At 67.5% G+C, this 13,289-nt stretch carries 14 protein-coding genes and 1 pseudogene; 2 read left to right on the top strand and 13 right to left on the bottom strand.

Features of this window, described 5'->3' with window-relative positions:
* Nucleotides 1-137 precede the first annotated feature (137 nt).
* Nucleotides 138-512 carry a dihydrofolate reductase family protein gene (locus F1D05_RS41000; RefSeq protein WP_246486016.1) on the top strand — a complete coding sequence of 125 codons (375 nt, stop codon included), beginning with the start codon at nt 138-140 and terminating at the stop codon, nt 510-512.
* 28 nt (nt 513-540) lie between these two features.
* On the opposite strand, the gene F1D05_RS27635 is transcribed toward F1D05_RS41000, so the two are convergent.
* From F1D05_RS27635 to F1D05_RS27625, 3 genes are read right to left on the bottom strand one after another with little or no spacing between them, the layout of a single operon-like run.
* Nucleotides 541-975 carry a TetR/AcrR family transcriptional regulator gene (locus F1D05_RS27635; protein ID WP_185443381.1) on the bottom strand — a complete coding sequence of 145 codons (435 nt, stop codon included), beginning with the start codon at nt 973-975 and terminating at the stop codon, nt 541-543.
* A complete protein-coding gene (locus F1D05_RS27630; protein WP_185443380.1) occupies nt 950-1,120 on the bottom strand; it encodes a hypothetical protein in 171 nt (56 codons plus the stop codon). Before F1D05_RS27630 ends, F1D05_RS27635 begins: the two co-directional genes overlap by 26 nt.
* A gap of 35 nt (nt 1,121-1,155) precedes the next feature.
* On the bottom strand, nt 1,156-2,547 hold the full coding sequence (locus F1D05_RS27625) for an MFS transporter (protein WP_246486015.1): 1,392 nt from the start codon (nt 2,545-2,547) through the stop codon (nt 1,156-1,158).
* A gap of 203 nt (nt 2,548-2,750) precedes the next feature.
* On the opposite strand from F1D05_RS27625, the gene F1D05_RS27620 reads away from it, so the two are divergent.
* On the top strand, nt 2,751-2,963 hold the full coding sequence (locus tag F1D05_RS27620) for a DUF1918 domain-containing protein (RefSeq protein WP_185443378.1): 213 nt from the start codon (nt 2,751-2,753) through the stop codon (nt 2,961-2,963).
* A gap of 4 nt (nt 2,964-2,967) precedes the next feature.
* On the opposite strand, the gene F1D05_RS27615 is transcribed toward F1D05_RS27620, so the two are convergent.
* From F1D05_RS27615 to F1D05_RS27570, 10 genes and pseudogenes are all read right to left on the bottom strand, one after another.
* Entirely contained in the window at nt 2,968-3,549 is a 582-nt protein-coding gene (locus F1D05_RS27615) for a carbohydrate ABC transporter permease (protein WP_206685850.1), read from the bottom strand.
* A complete protein-coding gene (locus F1D05_RS27610; RefSeq protein ID WP_206685849.1) occupies nt 3,546-4,376 on the bottom strand; it encodes a carbohydrate ABC transporter permease in 831 nt (276 codons plus the stop codon). Before F1D05_RS27610 ends, F1D05_RS27615 begins: the two co-directional genes overlap by 4 nt.
* A 21-nt stretch (nt 4,377-4,397) precedes the next feature.
* Complete coding sequence (locus F1D05_RS27605) at nt 4,398-6,089, bottom strand: DUF885 domain-containing protein (RefSeq protein ID WP_185443377.1); 1,692 nt, start codon at nt 6,087-6,089, stop codon at nt 4,398-4,400.
* A gap of 315 nt (nt 6,090-6,404) precedes the next feature.
* Nucleotides 6,405-7,364: a cation diffusion facilitator family transporter gene (locus tag F1D05_RS27600; protein WP_185443376.1), complete on the bottom strand. Its 960-nt coding sequence runs from the start codon at nt 7,362-7,364 to the stop codon at nt 6,405-6,407.
* 30 nt (nt 7,365-7,394) lie between these two features.
* The gene (manA, locus tag F1D05_RS27595) at nt 7,395-8,564 is read right to left on the bottom strand and encodes a mannose-6-phosphate isomerase, class I (protein ID WP_185443375.1); all 1,170 of its coding nucleotides are present in this window, start codon (nt 8,562-8,564) and stop codon (nt 7,395-7,397) included.
* A gap of 42 nt (nt 8,565-8,606) precedes the next feature.
* The gene (locus tag F1D05_RS27590) at nt 8,607-9,638 is read right to left on the bottom strand and encodes a phosphoheptose isomerase (protein ID WP_246486014.1); all 1,032 of its coding nucleotides are present in this window, start codon (nt 9,636-9,638) and stop codon (nt 8,607-8,609) included.
* Nucleotides 9,635-9,835: a Trm112 family protein gene (locus tag F1D05_RS27585; RefSeq protein ID WP_185443374.1), complete on the bottom strand. Its 201-nt coding sequence runs from the start codon at nt 9,833-9,835 to the stop codon at nt 9,635-9,637. The genes F1D05_RS27590 and F1D05_RS27585 overlap by 4 nt, the downstream gene beginning before the upstream one ends.
* Nucleotides 9,835-11,223, bottom strand: a complete 1,389-nt coding sequence (locus F1D05_RS27580) for a phosphomannomutase/phosphoglucomutase (RefSeq protein ID WP_185443373.1) — start codon at nt 11,221-11,223, stop codon at nt 9,835-9,837. Before F1D05_RS27580 ends, F1D05_RS27585 begins: the two co-directional genes overlap by 1 nt.
* Before the next feature lie 38 nt (nt 11,224-11,261).
* Entirely contained in the window at nt 11,262-12,002 is a 741-nt protein-coding gene (locus F1D05_RS27575) for a ThuA domain-containing protein (RefSeq protein ID WP_185443372.1), read from the bottom strand.
* A gap of 29 nt (nt 12,003-12,031) precedes the next feature.
* A pseudogene (locus tag F1D05_RS27570) lies at nt 12,032-13,129 on the bottom strand (Gfo/Idh/MocA family protein); the annotation flags it as partial.
* Between the last annotated feature and the right edge of the window lie 160 nt (nt 13,130-13,289).

The following is a 13,289-nucleotide window of genomic DNA, read 5'->3' as shown; positions in this document are numbered from 1 at the left end:
CGGCGAGCTCTCTGTCAGCCCTTGACGCCGGTGAGGGTGATGCCTTCGACGAAGGCTTTTTGGGCGAAGAAGAAGACGGCTACGACCGGGATCATGATGACGACGGTCATCGCCATCGTCATCGACCAGTCCGATCCGTGTTGTCCCCGGAAAGTCGCCAAGCCGTAGGCGACCGGCCAGGCGGCGTCGTTCTCGGAGGCATAGACCAGCGGGGCGGCACGACGTACCACTTCCTCGACGCCACCCCGGGCGAAGCGCTCGAGCAGGCCCGCAAGGCGGCCAACGGTGCCGACGTACTGATCGGCGGCGGCCCCACCGTCGTACGCGACTTCCTTGCCGAAGGACTCGTCGAGCACATGCACGTCGCACTGGTGCCCATCCTGCTCGACCGCGGAGTCCGCCTGTGGGACGGCCTGGAGTCACTCGAGGACACCTACGACATCGAGGCAGTCTCGACCCCAAGCGGCGTCACCCACCTCACCTTCACGGCCAAGAAGAGCCGTACTTCTTGAAAGATCCGGGTGCAAATGTTCCGTCGAGTCAGCGGGGGTGCAGCACGGAGCGGAGGGTTTTGGTCAAGGTGGCGGGTGCGGCCTCGGACGTGAGACGTCCGGCGTCGACCTCATCGGCGGCCGCGTGGAGTACGGCGTACAGGGTGGCCACCAGCCACTCGCGGGACAGATCCGTGCGGAAGGTGCCGTTCTCCTGGCCGCGAGCGATCAACTCCTCGACATGACGGAACGCCGCGTCGTGATACTCGCGCAGAGGCGTGGTGCCGAGGTGCTCCAGAGCGGCCAACCGCACCTTCCGATGGCGATCGAGCATCGGCCAGGACGTCTGGACGAGGCGCTCCAAGGCATCGTCATCGTCGAGCGAGTCGAGGTCCAGTGCGGACAGCAGCTGATCGGTTTCCACGACAGCTCGCCGTACGACGGCCTCGAGCAGCAACTCACGCGTCGCGAAGTGGGAGTACAAGGTCGCCCGCGTCACCCCGGCCCGCAGCCGCGACCTCGCTCATCGCCGGCACTGTGCCGGCGACGAGCAGGCCCCGGGTCACGCTCAGGATGGTCTCCGCGTTGCGCTCAGCATCCGCACGACGGCGAGTTTTGTCAGTGACCATGCCTGAAGCGTACGAACCGGTGTGCCGTGGCAGCATCAGTGGGCATGACCGTGGCCGGCCACCGCTGCCGGCTTGCCCGCAGGAACCAGCACCAGCGCGACCACGGCGGCAACGCCCGCGACGATGGCGCTGACCAGGTAGGCGTCGGTGAAGCCGCCGATGCCTGGCGCAGAACCGGCCAGGCTGGCCGCGGCGACGGTCGACGCGACCGCGACACCGATGCTGCCGCCCAGTTCGTGGAAGGTGTTGATGACACCGGACGCGACACCTGACTCCGCCGCCGGCACGTTTGCCAGCGTCGTCGTCGTTGCGGTGACGATGACCGGCCCGACCCCCAAGGCGGCCAGCAGGAAGCCCGGAAGAACGGACGTCGCCACGCTGTCACCGGGCGAGATCTGCGTCAGCAGGCCGGCGCCCACCGCGACCAGGGCGAAGCTCGCAACGGCGATGACCCGACCGCCCACACGGCTGATGAAATGCACCGCCAACTGTGCGCCGAGCGTGATCGCGAGCGCGACAGGCAGGAACAGCAGACCGGTCTTCAGAGCGCTGAATCCCAACAGGTGCTGGAAGTACAGCGAAGTGTTGAAGAACAGACCGAGCAGCAACCCGGTCGCGATCAGCATCAGGAACGTCCCGGACACGACCGGTCGACGAGCCAGTGTCTGTGGTCGCATCAGCGGTACGGCGACTTTCGACTCGGCGAGCGCGAACACGCCGTACCCGAGAACCGCTCCCCCGATGGCCGCCCACGTGCCCGTCGAACCCCAGCCCGCATCACCCGCGTGCACGAGACCGCAAATCAGTGCCGCTGTGGAAGCGGTGACCAGCAGAGCGCCCGGTACGTCGAGGCTCTGACGCTCTCGTGACTCGTCTCGGTTCACGAGGCGCGGGATCAGCACGAGCACAACGGCGCCGATCGGAACGTTGACATAGAAGACCCACTGCCAGCCGGGACCCGCGGTGAGAAGGCCACTCACCAGCACGCCGATCGCCGCTCCGGCACCACCGATCGCCGCCCAGATCCCGAGCGCCCGGTTGCGATCCCTGCCCTGGAACGTCCTGGTCAAGATCGACAACGCCGACGGCGACATCAGCGCAGCCCCGATCCCCTGACCGGCCCGCCCGGCAATCAAAACCGTCGCACTACCTGCGAGACCGGATGCCAGCGAAGCCAGGGTGAAGATCATCAGACCGGTCAGCAAGGTCCGCCGTGCACCGAGGACATCGGCCAGCCGGCCACCGAAGATCATCAGACCGCCGAAGACCAGCGTGTACGTCGTCACCACCCACGTCAGCGCGGCACGCTCGAGCCCGAGATCGTCACCGATAGTCGGCAGCGCCACCTGCACAACCGTGATGTCGACAACCAACATGAACTGCGCGAACGCCAGCAGCACCAACGTCAACCACCGGCGCCGATCCACTTCCCCAGCCACCTCGTGGCCGCCCCCTACCTGCACTTGGTGACTCATCAGATCCCCTAAACTAGACAGCGATGTATAGTTTATCAGTACCGCAGAGCGCTGCCCGATGCAAGACGGGAACTTCGACTCTTCCGATGAGACCCGACCTGGTGTCTGCTGAGAGGTGGACCCATCAGCGGCAGCGACCCGGAAGGAGCGCGACCATGAAGGCAGCACCAGGTGACTGGCTGATGATCGAAGGCACCCACCTCAGCGACCACAAACGGCTCGGCCAGATCGTCGAGGTCCACGGCCCCGACGGCTCACCGCCGTACCTGGTCCGTTGGGACGAATCAGAGACCGAAACTCTGGTCAGCCCCACAGCAGGCGCCCACATCCTCACCGCCGATCAGCTCAAGCAGGCCCACAACCACTGAGCACTCAACCCTTGACGCCGGTCAGTGTGATGCGTTCGACGAAGGCTTTTTGGGCGAAGAAGAACTGTCGGAGGAGGAACACGCTGAAGGCGTCGCCGAGCAGGTTGGGGAGGATCAACGGCCACAAGGATCCGGTCAGGCCCAGATGGCTCCACATCACGTACTGCGGAACCGCGGTCACCTGCGGCGGTAGCAGCATCGCGACGACGATCGTGGTGAAGATGAGACCCGAGGCCCTGAACTCGATCTGGGCGAGCGCATACGCCGCCGGCACGCTGGACAGCAGCATGAACACCGTGGCGAGAACGGCATACATGGCAGAGTTGCCGAACCACCTGGCCAACGGCAGCTCTGTGAACACCCTCGCGTAGTTGCTCCAGTCCACCGGGCTTGGAACGACCGAGGCTGTCAGGGCCTGATTGCTCGACATGAGCGAGGTCAGGACGACGAAGACGACTGGCGCGATCATCAGCACCGCGACCGTGACGAGCGCGGCGTGCTCGGCAATCCAGAGCAGGGGTCTGTGCGTCCGGCGCCTGGCTCGCACGGAGGCGCGGAGTTCGCCCGTGCTGGCGATGGCGGTCACGAAGCGGCTCCCTTGGCGCGGAAGACGCTGACACGCCTCACGGTGAGTACGAGCAGGACGGAAGTGATCAAGAAGAGCACCACAGCCATCGCGGAGGCGTAGCCGAACTGGAAGCTGGCGAATCCGCGGACGTACAGAACCTCGGTGTAGGTGAGAAGCGACGTCCCTGGGTATCCGAGGCTGCCCGCGGTGCCCCCACCGACAGTTGCCTTGCCGCTGGCGACCCCGGAGGCCACGGCTGCCTCGGTGAAGTACTGAAGTGCGGCGATCACCCCCGTGACCGCCGCGAAGCCGAGCACCGGCGAGATCGTCGGCAGGGTGACGTGACGGATCTTGCGCGGTCCGCTGGCGCCGTCAAGACTCGCGGCCTCGTACAACTCCTTCGGTACGTCGAGAAGCGCGGCCAGGAAGATGATCATGATGTCGCCCATGACCCAGACCCCGAGGATCACCAGGGAAGGTTTGGCCCAGTCCGGATCGTTGAACCAGAGCGGTCCCTTGATCCCGACCAGCCGGAGAAGCTGATTCACCGGGCCGGTACCGGGGTTGAAGAGGAACACGAAGGCAACAACGCCGGCGACCGACGGCACCAGAGCCGGCAGGTAGAACAGGGTGCGCCAGATTCCCGCTCCCGTTCGCGCCCGGCTGAGCAGACCGGCGACGAGGAGCGCAGTCACGATCCGCACCGGGACCAGGACCACAACGAACCACAGGGTGTTCAGCGCCGCGGCGCCGATCTGGGGATCGGCGGAGAACAGGAAGCGGTAGTTGAGCAGTCCGACGAACTCCGGGCTCTGCAGCTGGTTGTACCTGGTGAACCTTGACACCTCGGCCGCACCGGCGATCTGTCAGAGGCGGGCGAGGGCTCGGCGGAGCGGGTCCAGTCCGAGTGAACCGAGGTTGAGCGCGTCACGGTGGAACGCGCGCAGATCGAAGTCGGCGCCCTTTCGTTGTTTCGCCTCGGCGCGTGCCTGCAGCCAGATCCGCTCGCCGATCTTGTACGACGGCGCCTGCCCCGGCCAGCCGAGGTACCGGTTCAGCTCGGCCTTCAGGAAGTCGGTCTCCATCCGCGAGTGGGCCCGGAGGAACTCGAATCCGAGGTCCGCGTTCCACGTCTCCCCCGGGTGGAAGCCGAACGGGTTGTCGTGCGGAATCTCCAGCTCCAGGTGCATGCCGATGTCCACGATCACCCGGGCCGAGCGGAAGCCTTGCGCATCGAGCATGCCGAACCGGGCGCCCGGTTCGTCGAGGTAGCCCAGCTCCTCCATCAGCCGTTCGGCGTACAGGCCCCAACCCTCGCCGTGACCGGAGACCCAGCAACCGACGCGCTGCCAGCGGTTCAGCAGGTCGGAGCGGAGCATCGTCTGGGCGACCTGGAGGTGATGACCGGGAACGCCTTCGTGGTAGACGGTGGTGACCTCGCGCCAGGTGGCGAAGTCCTCGATCCCGGCCGGCACTGCCCACCACATCTGGCCAGGCCGGGTGGTCAGATCCTCGCTCGGCGGTGTGTAGTAGATGACGCCCTCCGAGGTCGGCGCGATCATGCACTCGATCCGCCTGATTGCCTCCGGGATCTCGAAGTGCTTGCCGCCCAGTTCCTGTACGGCGCCGTCGGCGAGTTCCTGCATCCAGTCGCGGAACGCCTCCTTGCCGTGGATCCTGCGGGACGGATCCTCGTCCAGTACGGCGGCCAGCGCCGGGATGCTGCGGTCGCCGTTGTTCAGCTCGGCGGCGATGGTCTGCATCTCCTTCTCGATCCGGGCGAGCTCCTGCCAGCCCCAGGAGTACGCCTCCTCCAGATCGAGTGCCGCGCCGATGTGATCGCGGGAAGCGAGTTGGTACACCTCACGGCCGACCGCGTCCCGACTCGGCGCGTGCGGCAGCAGGTCGGTGGTCAGCCACTGGCCGAACTGCCCGAATGCCTTGCTGGCCTCGATCGCGGCCGCCTCGACACCCGCCTTGACGGCCGAATCAGGCGCGTTCGCGGTCAGGCCGACGAAGTAGTCGCTGCCCTCGGCGCCGGTCCAGCTGGCGATCCGCTCGGCCAGTACCTTCACCTGCCGGGCAGCCGAGACGCGACCGGCGGCGGTCTGCTGCAACAGGGTCTCGCGGTAGCCGTCGAGCGTCGTACCGACCTGGTTCAGGCGGAGGCCGATCTTCTCCCAGTCCTCGTCGGTCGTGGTCGGCATCAGGTCGAAGACCTGGCGGATCTCGACCGGGACACAGGAGATCCCGTTCAGTTCGTACTGCGGTACGCCGGCCTCGTAACGCTCCAGCCCGAGCTCGATCCGCTCCAGCAGCGCGTCCTTGGCCGTCTCCTCCCGGAACGAGGAGACCTCGATCGTCCTCGCCTCGGCGATCGTGGTCCGGTGCAGGTCGATCATCGCCTCGAAGCCGGCCGGCGACCGATCCGGCAGCTTGTCGTCGAACCCCTGCATCCCCATGATCGTCGCCGCGGCGGGCGACAGCTCAGCATGCGCCTCCAAGAAGGCTTCGGAGAGCACATCGATCGGGCTACGTGGTGCCGTCGTGTCCGTCATCGGGCGACAGTACCGCCGCGACACCAGTGACCGGAATGCCTTACTGTGCAGGTTTTCCCGGGTGTTTCCCGATGATTTCCGGGCCCGCGCAGTCAAGCCAGCGTTGGAGTGAAAGCGCCCGAGCCTGCCAGCTCGACGGCCGGCGATCGCACCCGAGAGCCCACGTGGCTGACGATCGGCGCGCGCTCAGGCTTCCTCATCGTCACTGCGCCGACGGAGCGCTCTCCCGGCGATCCTGCTGGAGAACTTGCCCGCGGCAGTACCGTCGGAGCCAGCGGCGGTGGCGGCAGCGAAAGGACGCGAAGCGGGCGGCTTTTAGTGGGACGGCGCCTCGGGGACTGCCGGGCGTTCGTCGGGGGTGTAGGTGTCGGTGTAGATGTCTGGTTCCAGGTAGATCTGCTGGGCCATCGGTTCTACTGCCCGGATGGCTCGTTCGGCGGCGTCGATGGTTTCGGCGACGACGGCCGCGTCTGTGGTGGGAGCTACCGCGAGTTTCGCGGCGACCAGGATCTCTTCCGGGCCCAGGTGCAGGGTCTTGATGTGGATCAGACGCTGTACGCCGGGGACCGACTCGATCGCGGTGACGATATGGGACTGGACCTCGCGGGTGGCCGATTCGCCCAGCAGCAGGGACTTCATCTCGATGGCGAGGAAGATGGCGACGCCGACGAGCAGGGCGCCGATCGCCATCGAGCCGAGGCCGTCGAAGATTCCGTTGCCGGTGGCAAGAGTCAGGACGACGCCGATCAGCGCCAGTACCAGACCGGTCAGCGCGGCGAAGTCCTCCAGCAGGATGACCGGCAGCTCCGGAGCCCTTGAGTTGCGGACGAAGCGGGTCCACGAGACCGATCCGCGCAGCTTGTTCGCCTCGATGATCGCAGTACGCAACGACAGCGACTCCATCACGATCGCGGCCAGCAGGACGGCGATCGGGACCCACTTCCAGTGCTCGATCGCGTGCGGCTCGTGCACCTTGTGGTAGCCCTCGTACAGCGCGAACAACCCACCGACGCTGAACAGCACGATCGCGACGATGAAGGAGTACACGTACCGCTCGCGCCCGAAGCCGAACTGGTGCAGTTCGTCGGCCTCGCGCTTGGCCCGCTTCGCGCCGACCAGCAGCAGGACCTGGTTGCCCGCGTCGGCGAGCGAGTGGATCGCCTCGGCCAGCATCGAGGCGGACTGGGTCAGCCCCCAGGCGGCGAACTTCGTGACCGCGATACCGGTGTTCGCCAGCAGCGCCGCGACGACGGCCTTGTTACCGCCACCTGCCATTTCCGTGATCCTCCGGTGAAATAAGGGGGTTCAGCCTGCGGACACGACGAAAGCCGTGCCGGGACCCCGCAGATTACAGGGTCCTTCGGGTCCACGAAGGAACGCGGACTGTCCGGCGGACAACGTCACAGTGGCTTCGGTGCCCTGAGCACCTACCACCACGGTTCCCTCAACGCAGGCGACGATCCGCGGACCCTCCGCCGCCACGTTGAACGGTCCGACCGAAGGCTCCGCCCGCCGTACTGCGAAGTACTCGCACCCGGTCTCGTACTCGACGACCCCCGGCGCGACCTCGACACCGCGCAGCACCGGCGACTCCAGCGGCTCGAAGCCGACCACCGAAACGAGCTCCGGCACGTCGACATACTTCCGCGTGAGCCCGCCACGCAAGACGTTGTCCGAGTTGGCCATCACCTCGAACCCGATGCCGTGCAGATACGCGTGCACGTTGCCCGCCGGGAGGTACACCGCCTCGAACCGCTCCAACCGGACCCGGTTCAGCAGCAGCGCGGCCAGCACTCCCGGGTCGTCGGGGAAGTCCACACACAGCTTGTCGAGCGTCTCGACCTCCATCGCCCACGCCGTACCTTCGTACCGTCGGCAGGCCTCGCCCAGCGCGGCGACCAGCGGCCGGATCGAATCCCGGTCCTCGCTCATGAAGTGCGTGAACGCGTCCTGAAGCTTCCCGTTGCGGAGCAGGTCGTTGAGCTCCTGCAACTCCTCAGTACCAAGGGCGTCCAGCAACGCCACCGTCTGGTCCAGGGGCCGGAACCCGACCAGCGCGTCGAACGAATCGAGCGCGATCAGGATCTCCGGCTTCGGCCAGGAGTCCTTGTAGTTCCGGTCGCCGGCGTCGCGCGGAATCGCCGCCACCTCGTCCCGCTCGTACCCGTCAACCGCCTGCGATCGCGACGGATGCGCCTGGATCGACAGCGGCTGCTCGGCCGCGAGCAGCTTCGCCAGAAACGGGAACCGCGCGTCGAACCGCGTGGCCGTCTCCGAACCCAGTACTCCCGAAGGATCGCCCGACACCAACTGGTACAGCGACTCGCCACCCACCAAGGAGGACGCCGACTCGTGCGCGCCCATCCAGAGCTCGGCCTGCGGTTTCCCGTCCGGCTCCACCCCGATCAGCTCGGGGATCGCTGTCCGCGACCCCCAGGCGTAGTCGCGGATGGTGTTCTGCAGGCGAGCTACCACGCCGGATCCTCCGCCGGGTTCCCTGGCACGGACGGGGCGTCGTCAACCGGCGTACCGTACCGGCCGAGGCCGATCCCGAGGTACGCCGCGGCGTACCGGCCGTGCTGGGTCAGGGCCGCGTACCGCGCGACGTCGGTGCCGTTGGCCTGGGTGACCACGTGCACGCGAACCTCGTGCCGGTCGGCCTTCTCCTGCAGCGTCCGGCGGGTCTCCATCACACCCTCGTCCTCGACCCCGTCGTCCAGGATGACCAGGCCGGGCCGGAGGTCTTCCTGCTTGTCGAAGGGATCCGCGAAGACATCCCGCGGCGCCTGGCTCGCCAGCACCGGCAGCAGGTGTCCCGCGTCGGCCCGCGAGCGCCGGGCGCCCACTGGCCAGCCGCATCGCCTCGACGACACGACGGGCAGCACGAGCGGCCAGCACCGATCCGCCCCAGACCAGCGGCAGCGCGTCGGCCAGCATCAGCGACAGGTCCTTCGCCGGGTTCGACGCCACGTCGTTGTTGGGCGAGCACTCGATGGCGACCTCGTCCAGCATCGCCGCGACCGCGTCCGCGTCCACCGCGGGCCCGAGCTCGAGCTGATGCAGGCCCTGCAGTACTGCGACGGCAGCGGCCAGCTGGTCGTCGGACTGGGACGGCAACCGGATCGCGTGCCGGGACCCGGCCGAAGCCTGCGCCACCGGCGAGTCCTCCGGCGAAGCCACCATCAGCCCGCAACCACGCCGTACGGCTTCGGAGGCCGCCGACATCGCGCCGGAATCCTCCGACGTACCGCCGAGGACGATGACCAGGTCGAGCGGGCTGGCCCAGCCGGGCAGGCCGGGACCGGGCCAGGCCACGAACGGCACCGGGCAGACCGGCTCGAGCACGGCCCGCACCAGGCGCGCGTCGCGACCGGCGGCGACGATCGCCCGCGGCCGGAACCCGTCGGAGCCCAGGTTGGACAGCACGTCGGAGGAGAACTCGATCTCGGCCCGCACCCGGGCGCCCGCGCCGGCCAGCCGGCGCAACAGGTGATCGGTCGCCTGCAGCGCGGCCGGGTCGTCCAGCCGCGAGTCGTCGAAGAAGCTCATGCCTGCGAGTTCTCCTGGCGGGTTTCGCGGGCCTCGTCGATCAGCAGCACGGGGATGTCGTCCCGCACCGGATACGCCAGCGCGCAGGTCGCGTTGGTGCAGATCAACTCGTTCGCCTCGTTGTCGACCCGGAACTCCGAGCGACACTTCGGGCAAACGAGGATGCTCAGCAGATCGGGGTCCAGATTCACAGCCATCAGTTTCCTTTGTTAATAGGTGCACCGGTGATCAGGGCCAGTACCTCGTCACGGACACGCTCCATGGTGGCGGCGTCCCCGGCCTCGACGTTCAGCCGCAGCAGCGGCTCGGTGTTCGACGAGCGGACGTTGAACCACCAGGTCCCCGCGTCGATCGTCAGACCGTCCAGATGATCAACGGTAATCCCGTCACGGCCGCCGTAGGTGTCTTCGATCGCCGCAACTGTCGCGGCCGCGTCGTCGACCCGGCTGTTGATCTCGCCGGACGCCACATACCGCTCGTAAACCGCGAACAACTCACTCGCCGGCTTGTCCTGCTCACCGAGCGCCGCGAGCACGTGCAGTGCCGCGAGCATGCCGGTGTCGGCCCGCCAGAAATCCCTGAAGTAGTAGTGCGCCGAGTGCTCGCCGCCGAAGACCGCGTCCGTCTCGGCCATCTTCTGCTTGATGTACGAGTGCCCGACCCGCGCCCGGACCGGCGTACCGCCGTGCTCGGTGATCAGCTCGGGCACCGCCTTGGAGGTGATCAGGTTGTGGATCACCGCGGAGCCGGGATGCTTGGCCAGCTCCCGTACGGCGACGGCGCCGGTGACGGCGCTCGGCGAGATCGCGTCGCCCTTCTCGTCCACCACGAAGCAGCGGTCGGCATCGCCGTCGAAGGCCAGCCCGAGATCCGCGCCCTCGGCGACCACCCTGGCCTGCAGGTCGACCAGGTTCTTCGGGTCGAGCGGGTTGGCCTCGTGGTTCGGGAAGTTGCCGTCGAGCTCGAAGTACATCGGCACGATCTGGACCGGGCCGGTCGCGAACACGGCCGGGACGGTGTGGCCGCCCATCCCGTTGCCGGCGTCGACGACGACCTTGAGCGGACGGATCCCGCTCAGGTCGACGAGGTCGTTGAGATGATCGGCGTACGCCGTCAGCAGGTCCTTGTGCAGCACCTTGCCCGGCACCGGGACGCTCAGCGGGCCCTCGGTCAGCGACTTGGAGACCAGGTCCGCGATGTCGCGCAGACCGGACTCCGAGCCGACCGGGGACGCCCCCGCGCGGCACATCTTGATCCCGTTGTACTGCGCCGGGTTGTGGCTCGCGGTGAACATCGCACCGGGCAGCTGGAGCCGGCCGGAGGCGAAGTACAGCTGGTCGGTCGAGGCCAGGCCGATGTCGATCACGTCGGCGCCGGTACTGGTCACGCCCTCGGCGAACGCGGCCGCCAACGCGGGGCTGGACGGACGCATGTCGTACCCGATCACCACCGAGCCGGGGCCCGCGAGCACGTCCAGGACCTCGACGAACGCGGCCCCGGTCGCCCGGGCCACCGCCTCGTCCAGCTGGTCCGGAACGACCCCGCGGACGTCGTACGCCTTGAAGATCGCAGCAACGTCAACCATGAGGTGGACCCTATCCGGCCGAGGGCGGAAACCGTGTTTCAGGCTTGGTCGAACCACCCTGGCGTCGCCCGGTGGTGCACGTCCGGGAGCTTTCGCGGGACGGCCGGAGCAGCCCACTGGACCGCGTTCGCCATGATCTGCTGGATCTCCGGCTGGTGGTAGGTCGGGTATTCCTGGTCGCCCGGGCGGAAGTAGAACACCCGGCCCTGGCCACGGCGGTAGCAGCAGCCCGAGCGGAACACCTCGCCACCGGAGAAGGAGCTGACGAACACCAGCTCGTCCGGCTGCGGTATGTCGAACAGCTCGCCGTACATCTCCTCCTGCGGGATCACCAGCGGATGCGGTACGCCGGCCGCGATCGGGTGGCCGGCCGCGACCGTCCAGAGCAGCTCACGGTCGTTCTCCGATCGCCAGTCGAGCGAGCACGTCGTACCCATCAAGCGCTTGAAGATCTTCGAGAAGTGCGCCGAGTGCAGGGCGATCAGGCCCATCCCGGACAGCACGGCCTCCTGGACCCGGTCGACGATCGCGTCGTCCACGTCGCCGTGCGCGCGGTGCCCCCACCAGGTGAGCACGTCGGTGTCGGCGAGCACTTCCTCGGTCAGGCCGTGCTCGGGCTGCTGCAACCACGCGGTACGGACCTTCACGTCGTCACCGAGACTGCTCCGCAGGCCGGACGCGATCGTCTCGTGCATGGTGTCGGGGTAGATCTTCTGTACGGCGGCGTCGTCCTGCTCGTGAACGTTCTCGCCCCAGACGGTGACCTTGAGCTCAGACATCCAGTACTACCTCTCGTCCGTCCGGCCTGCGCCGAGGCGTAGCAGGCATCGATGACCTGGGTCCGGACGAGTGCCTCGGATCCGTTGTGCGCCGACCAGTCGCCACTCGCCACGATGGCGACGAACTCGCTGACGACAGCGCGGTGGCCGAGCCCCGCGCCGGTGGCGGGCCGCACCTCGGCGGGCACGCCCGCGACGTCGGTGAAGATCCGCAGCGTGTCGGTGGTGGTGTAGTTCTGTACTTCGATCTTCGCGCCGCCCTCGGTACCGAACAGCTCGATGCCGAAGTTGTCGCCCGGCGCGCGGTACGTCGCCCAGCTCGTCTCCAGCTGGAGCGCGCCGCCGCCCGCGAGTCGCAGGTACGCCGTGGCCAGGTCCTCCACCTCGAACTTCGAGCCGAGCGTGTCGACCGTCGGCCGGATCACGCTGCTCGAGCTGCCCCGGCCTCGCGGGCCGAGCTCGGCGAAGGTGTTCGCGCTGACCGTGGTCACCTGCGGCTCGTTCAGCAAGTGCAGGGCCAGATCGAGGATGTGCACGCCGAGGTCGATCAGCGGGCCGCCACCGGACAGCTCGCGGTTGGTGAACCAGCCGCCCATGCCGGGGATGCCGTTGCGGCGCATCCAGTGCGCCTTCGCGTAGTAGATCCGGCCGAGCTGGCCCTCGTCGATCTGGTGCTTGAGTGCCGCGACGTCGCCGCGCTCACGGTGGTTGAACACCACCTTCAGCACCTTCCCGGCCTTCTTCGCCGCCTCGACCATCGCGGTACCTTCGGCGACGGTCCGGGCCAGCGGCTTCTCGCACAGCACGTGCAGACCCTTGTCCAGCGCGGCGAGCGCGATCGGCGCGTGCAACTGGGTCGGCGTCCCGATGCTGACGGCATCGAGGCCGGGGGTCTCGACCAGGTCCTCCCATTTCTCGAACAGCTGCGGCACCCGGAACTTCTCCCCGAGCTCGGCGAGGATGTCCTTCTCCAGCCCGGCGAGCGCGACGACCTCGACATCAGGCAGCTCGGCGAAGGCTTCCAGGGCGGTCCGGCCGGCAAATCCCAGGCCGACGACTCCGACGCGTAACTTTTGATCGTTCACACCACGAGTCTTGTCAGTACCTACCTGCCCGGTCAACCTCATCCCACGAGATGAAACACAATCCAACACCGGATCTGTGGGCTGTTCCGTTGGCTCGCACCGCCAACACTCAGCAACCACCTGACCACCAAGGCCGCCACGCTCAGCCGCCGCTGAAAACCTGCGCGACAACCCCGAAGGTGAGTGCTGGCGGTTCGCCCAC

The organism is Kribbella qitaiheensis (assembly GCF_014217565.1).
Classification (GTDB): domain Bacteria; phylum Actinomycetota; class Actinomycetes; order Propionibacteriales; family Kribbellaceae; genus Kribbella; species Kribbella qitaiheensis_A.
The sequence above is the reverse complement of the archived record's forward strand: the minus strand, read 5'-3'. Positions and strand labels throughout refer to the sequence as shown.

What these genes read in the sequence shown, in the direction of transcription:
- F1D05_RS27600 (WP_185443376.1), bottom strand. Translation starts at nt 7,364, where the DNA reads ATGGCAGGTGGCGGTAACAAGGCCGTCGTCGCGGCGCTGCTGGCGAAC.
- F1D05_RS27620 (WP_185443378.1), top strand. Translation starts at nt 2,751, where the DNA reads ATGAAGGCAGCACCAGGTGACTGGCTGATGATCGAAGGCACCCACCTC.
- F1D05_RS27575 (WP_185443372.1), bottom strand. Translation starts at nt 12,002, where the DNA reads ATGTCTGAGCTCAAGGTCACCGTCTGGGGCGAGAACGTTCACGAGCAG.
- F1D05_RS27580 (WP_185443373.1), bottom strand. Translation starts at nt 11,223, where the DNA reads ATGGTTGACGTTGCTGCGATCTTCAAGGCGTACGACGTCCGCGGGGTC.
- F1D05_RS27630 (WP_185443380.1), bottom strand. Translation starts at nt 1,120, where the DNA reads ATGGTCACTGACAAAACTCGCCGTCGTGCGGATGCTGAGCGCAACGCG.
- F1D05_RS27585 (WP_185443374.1), bottom strand. Translation starts at nt 9,835, where the DNA reads ATGGCTGTGAATCTGGACCCCGATCTGCTGAGCATCCTCGTTTGCCCG.
- F1D05_RS27590 (WP_246486014.1), bottom strand. Translation starts at nt 9,638, where the DNA reads ATGAGCTTCTTCGACGACTCGCGGCTGGACGACCCGGCCGCGCTGCAG.
- F1D05_RS27605 (WP_185443377.1), bottom strand. Translation starts at nt 6,089, where the DNA reads ATGACGGACACGACGGCACCACGTAGCCCGATCGATGTGCTCTCCGAA.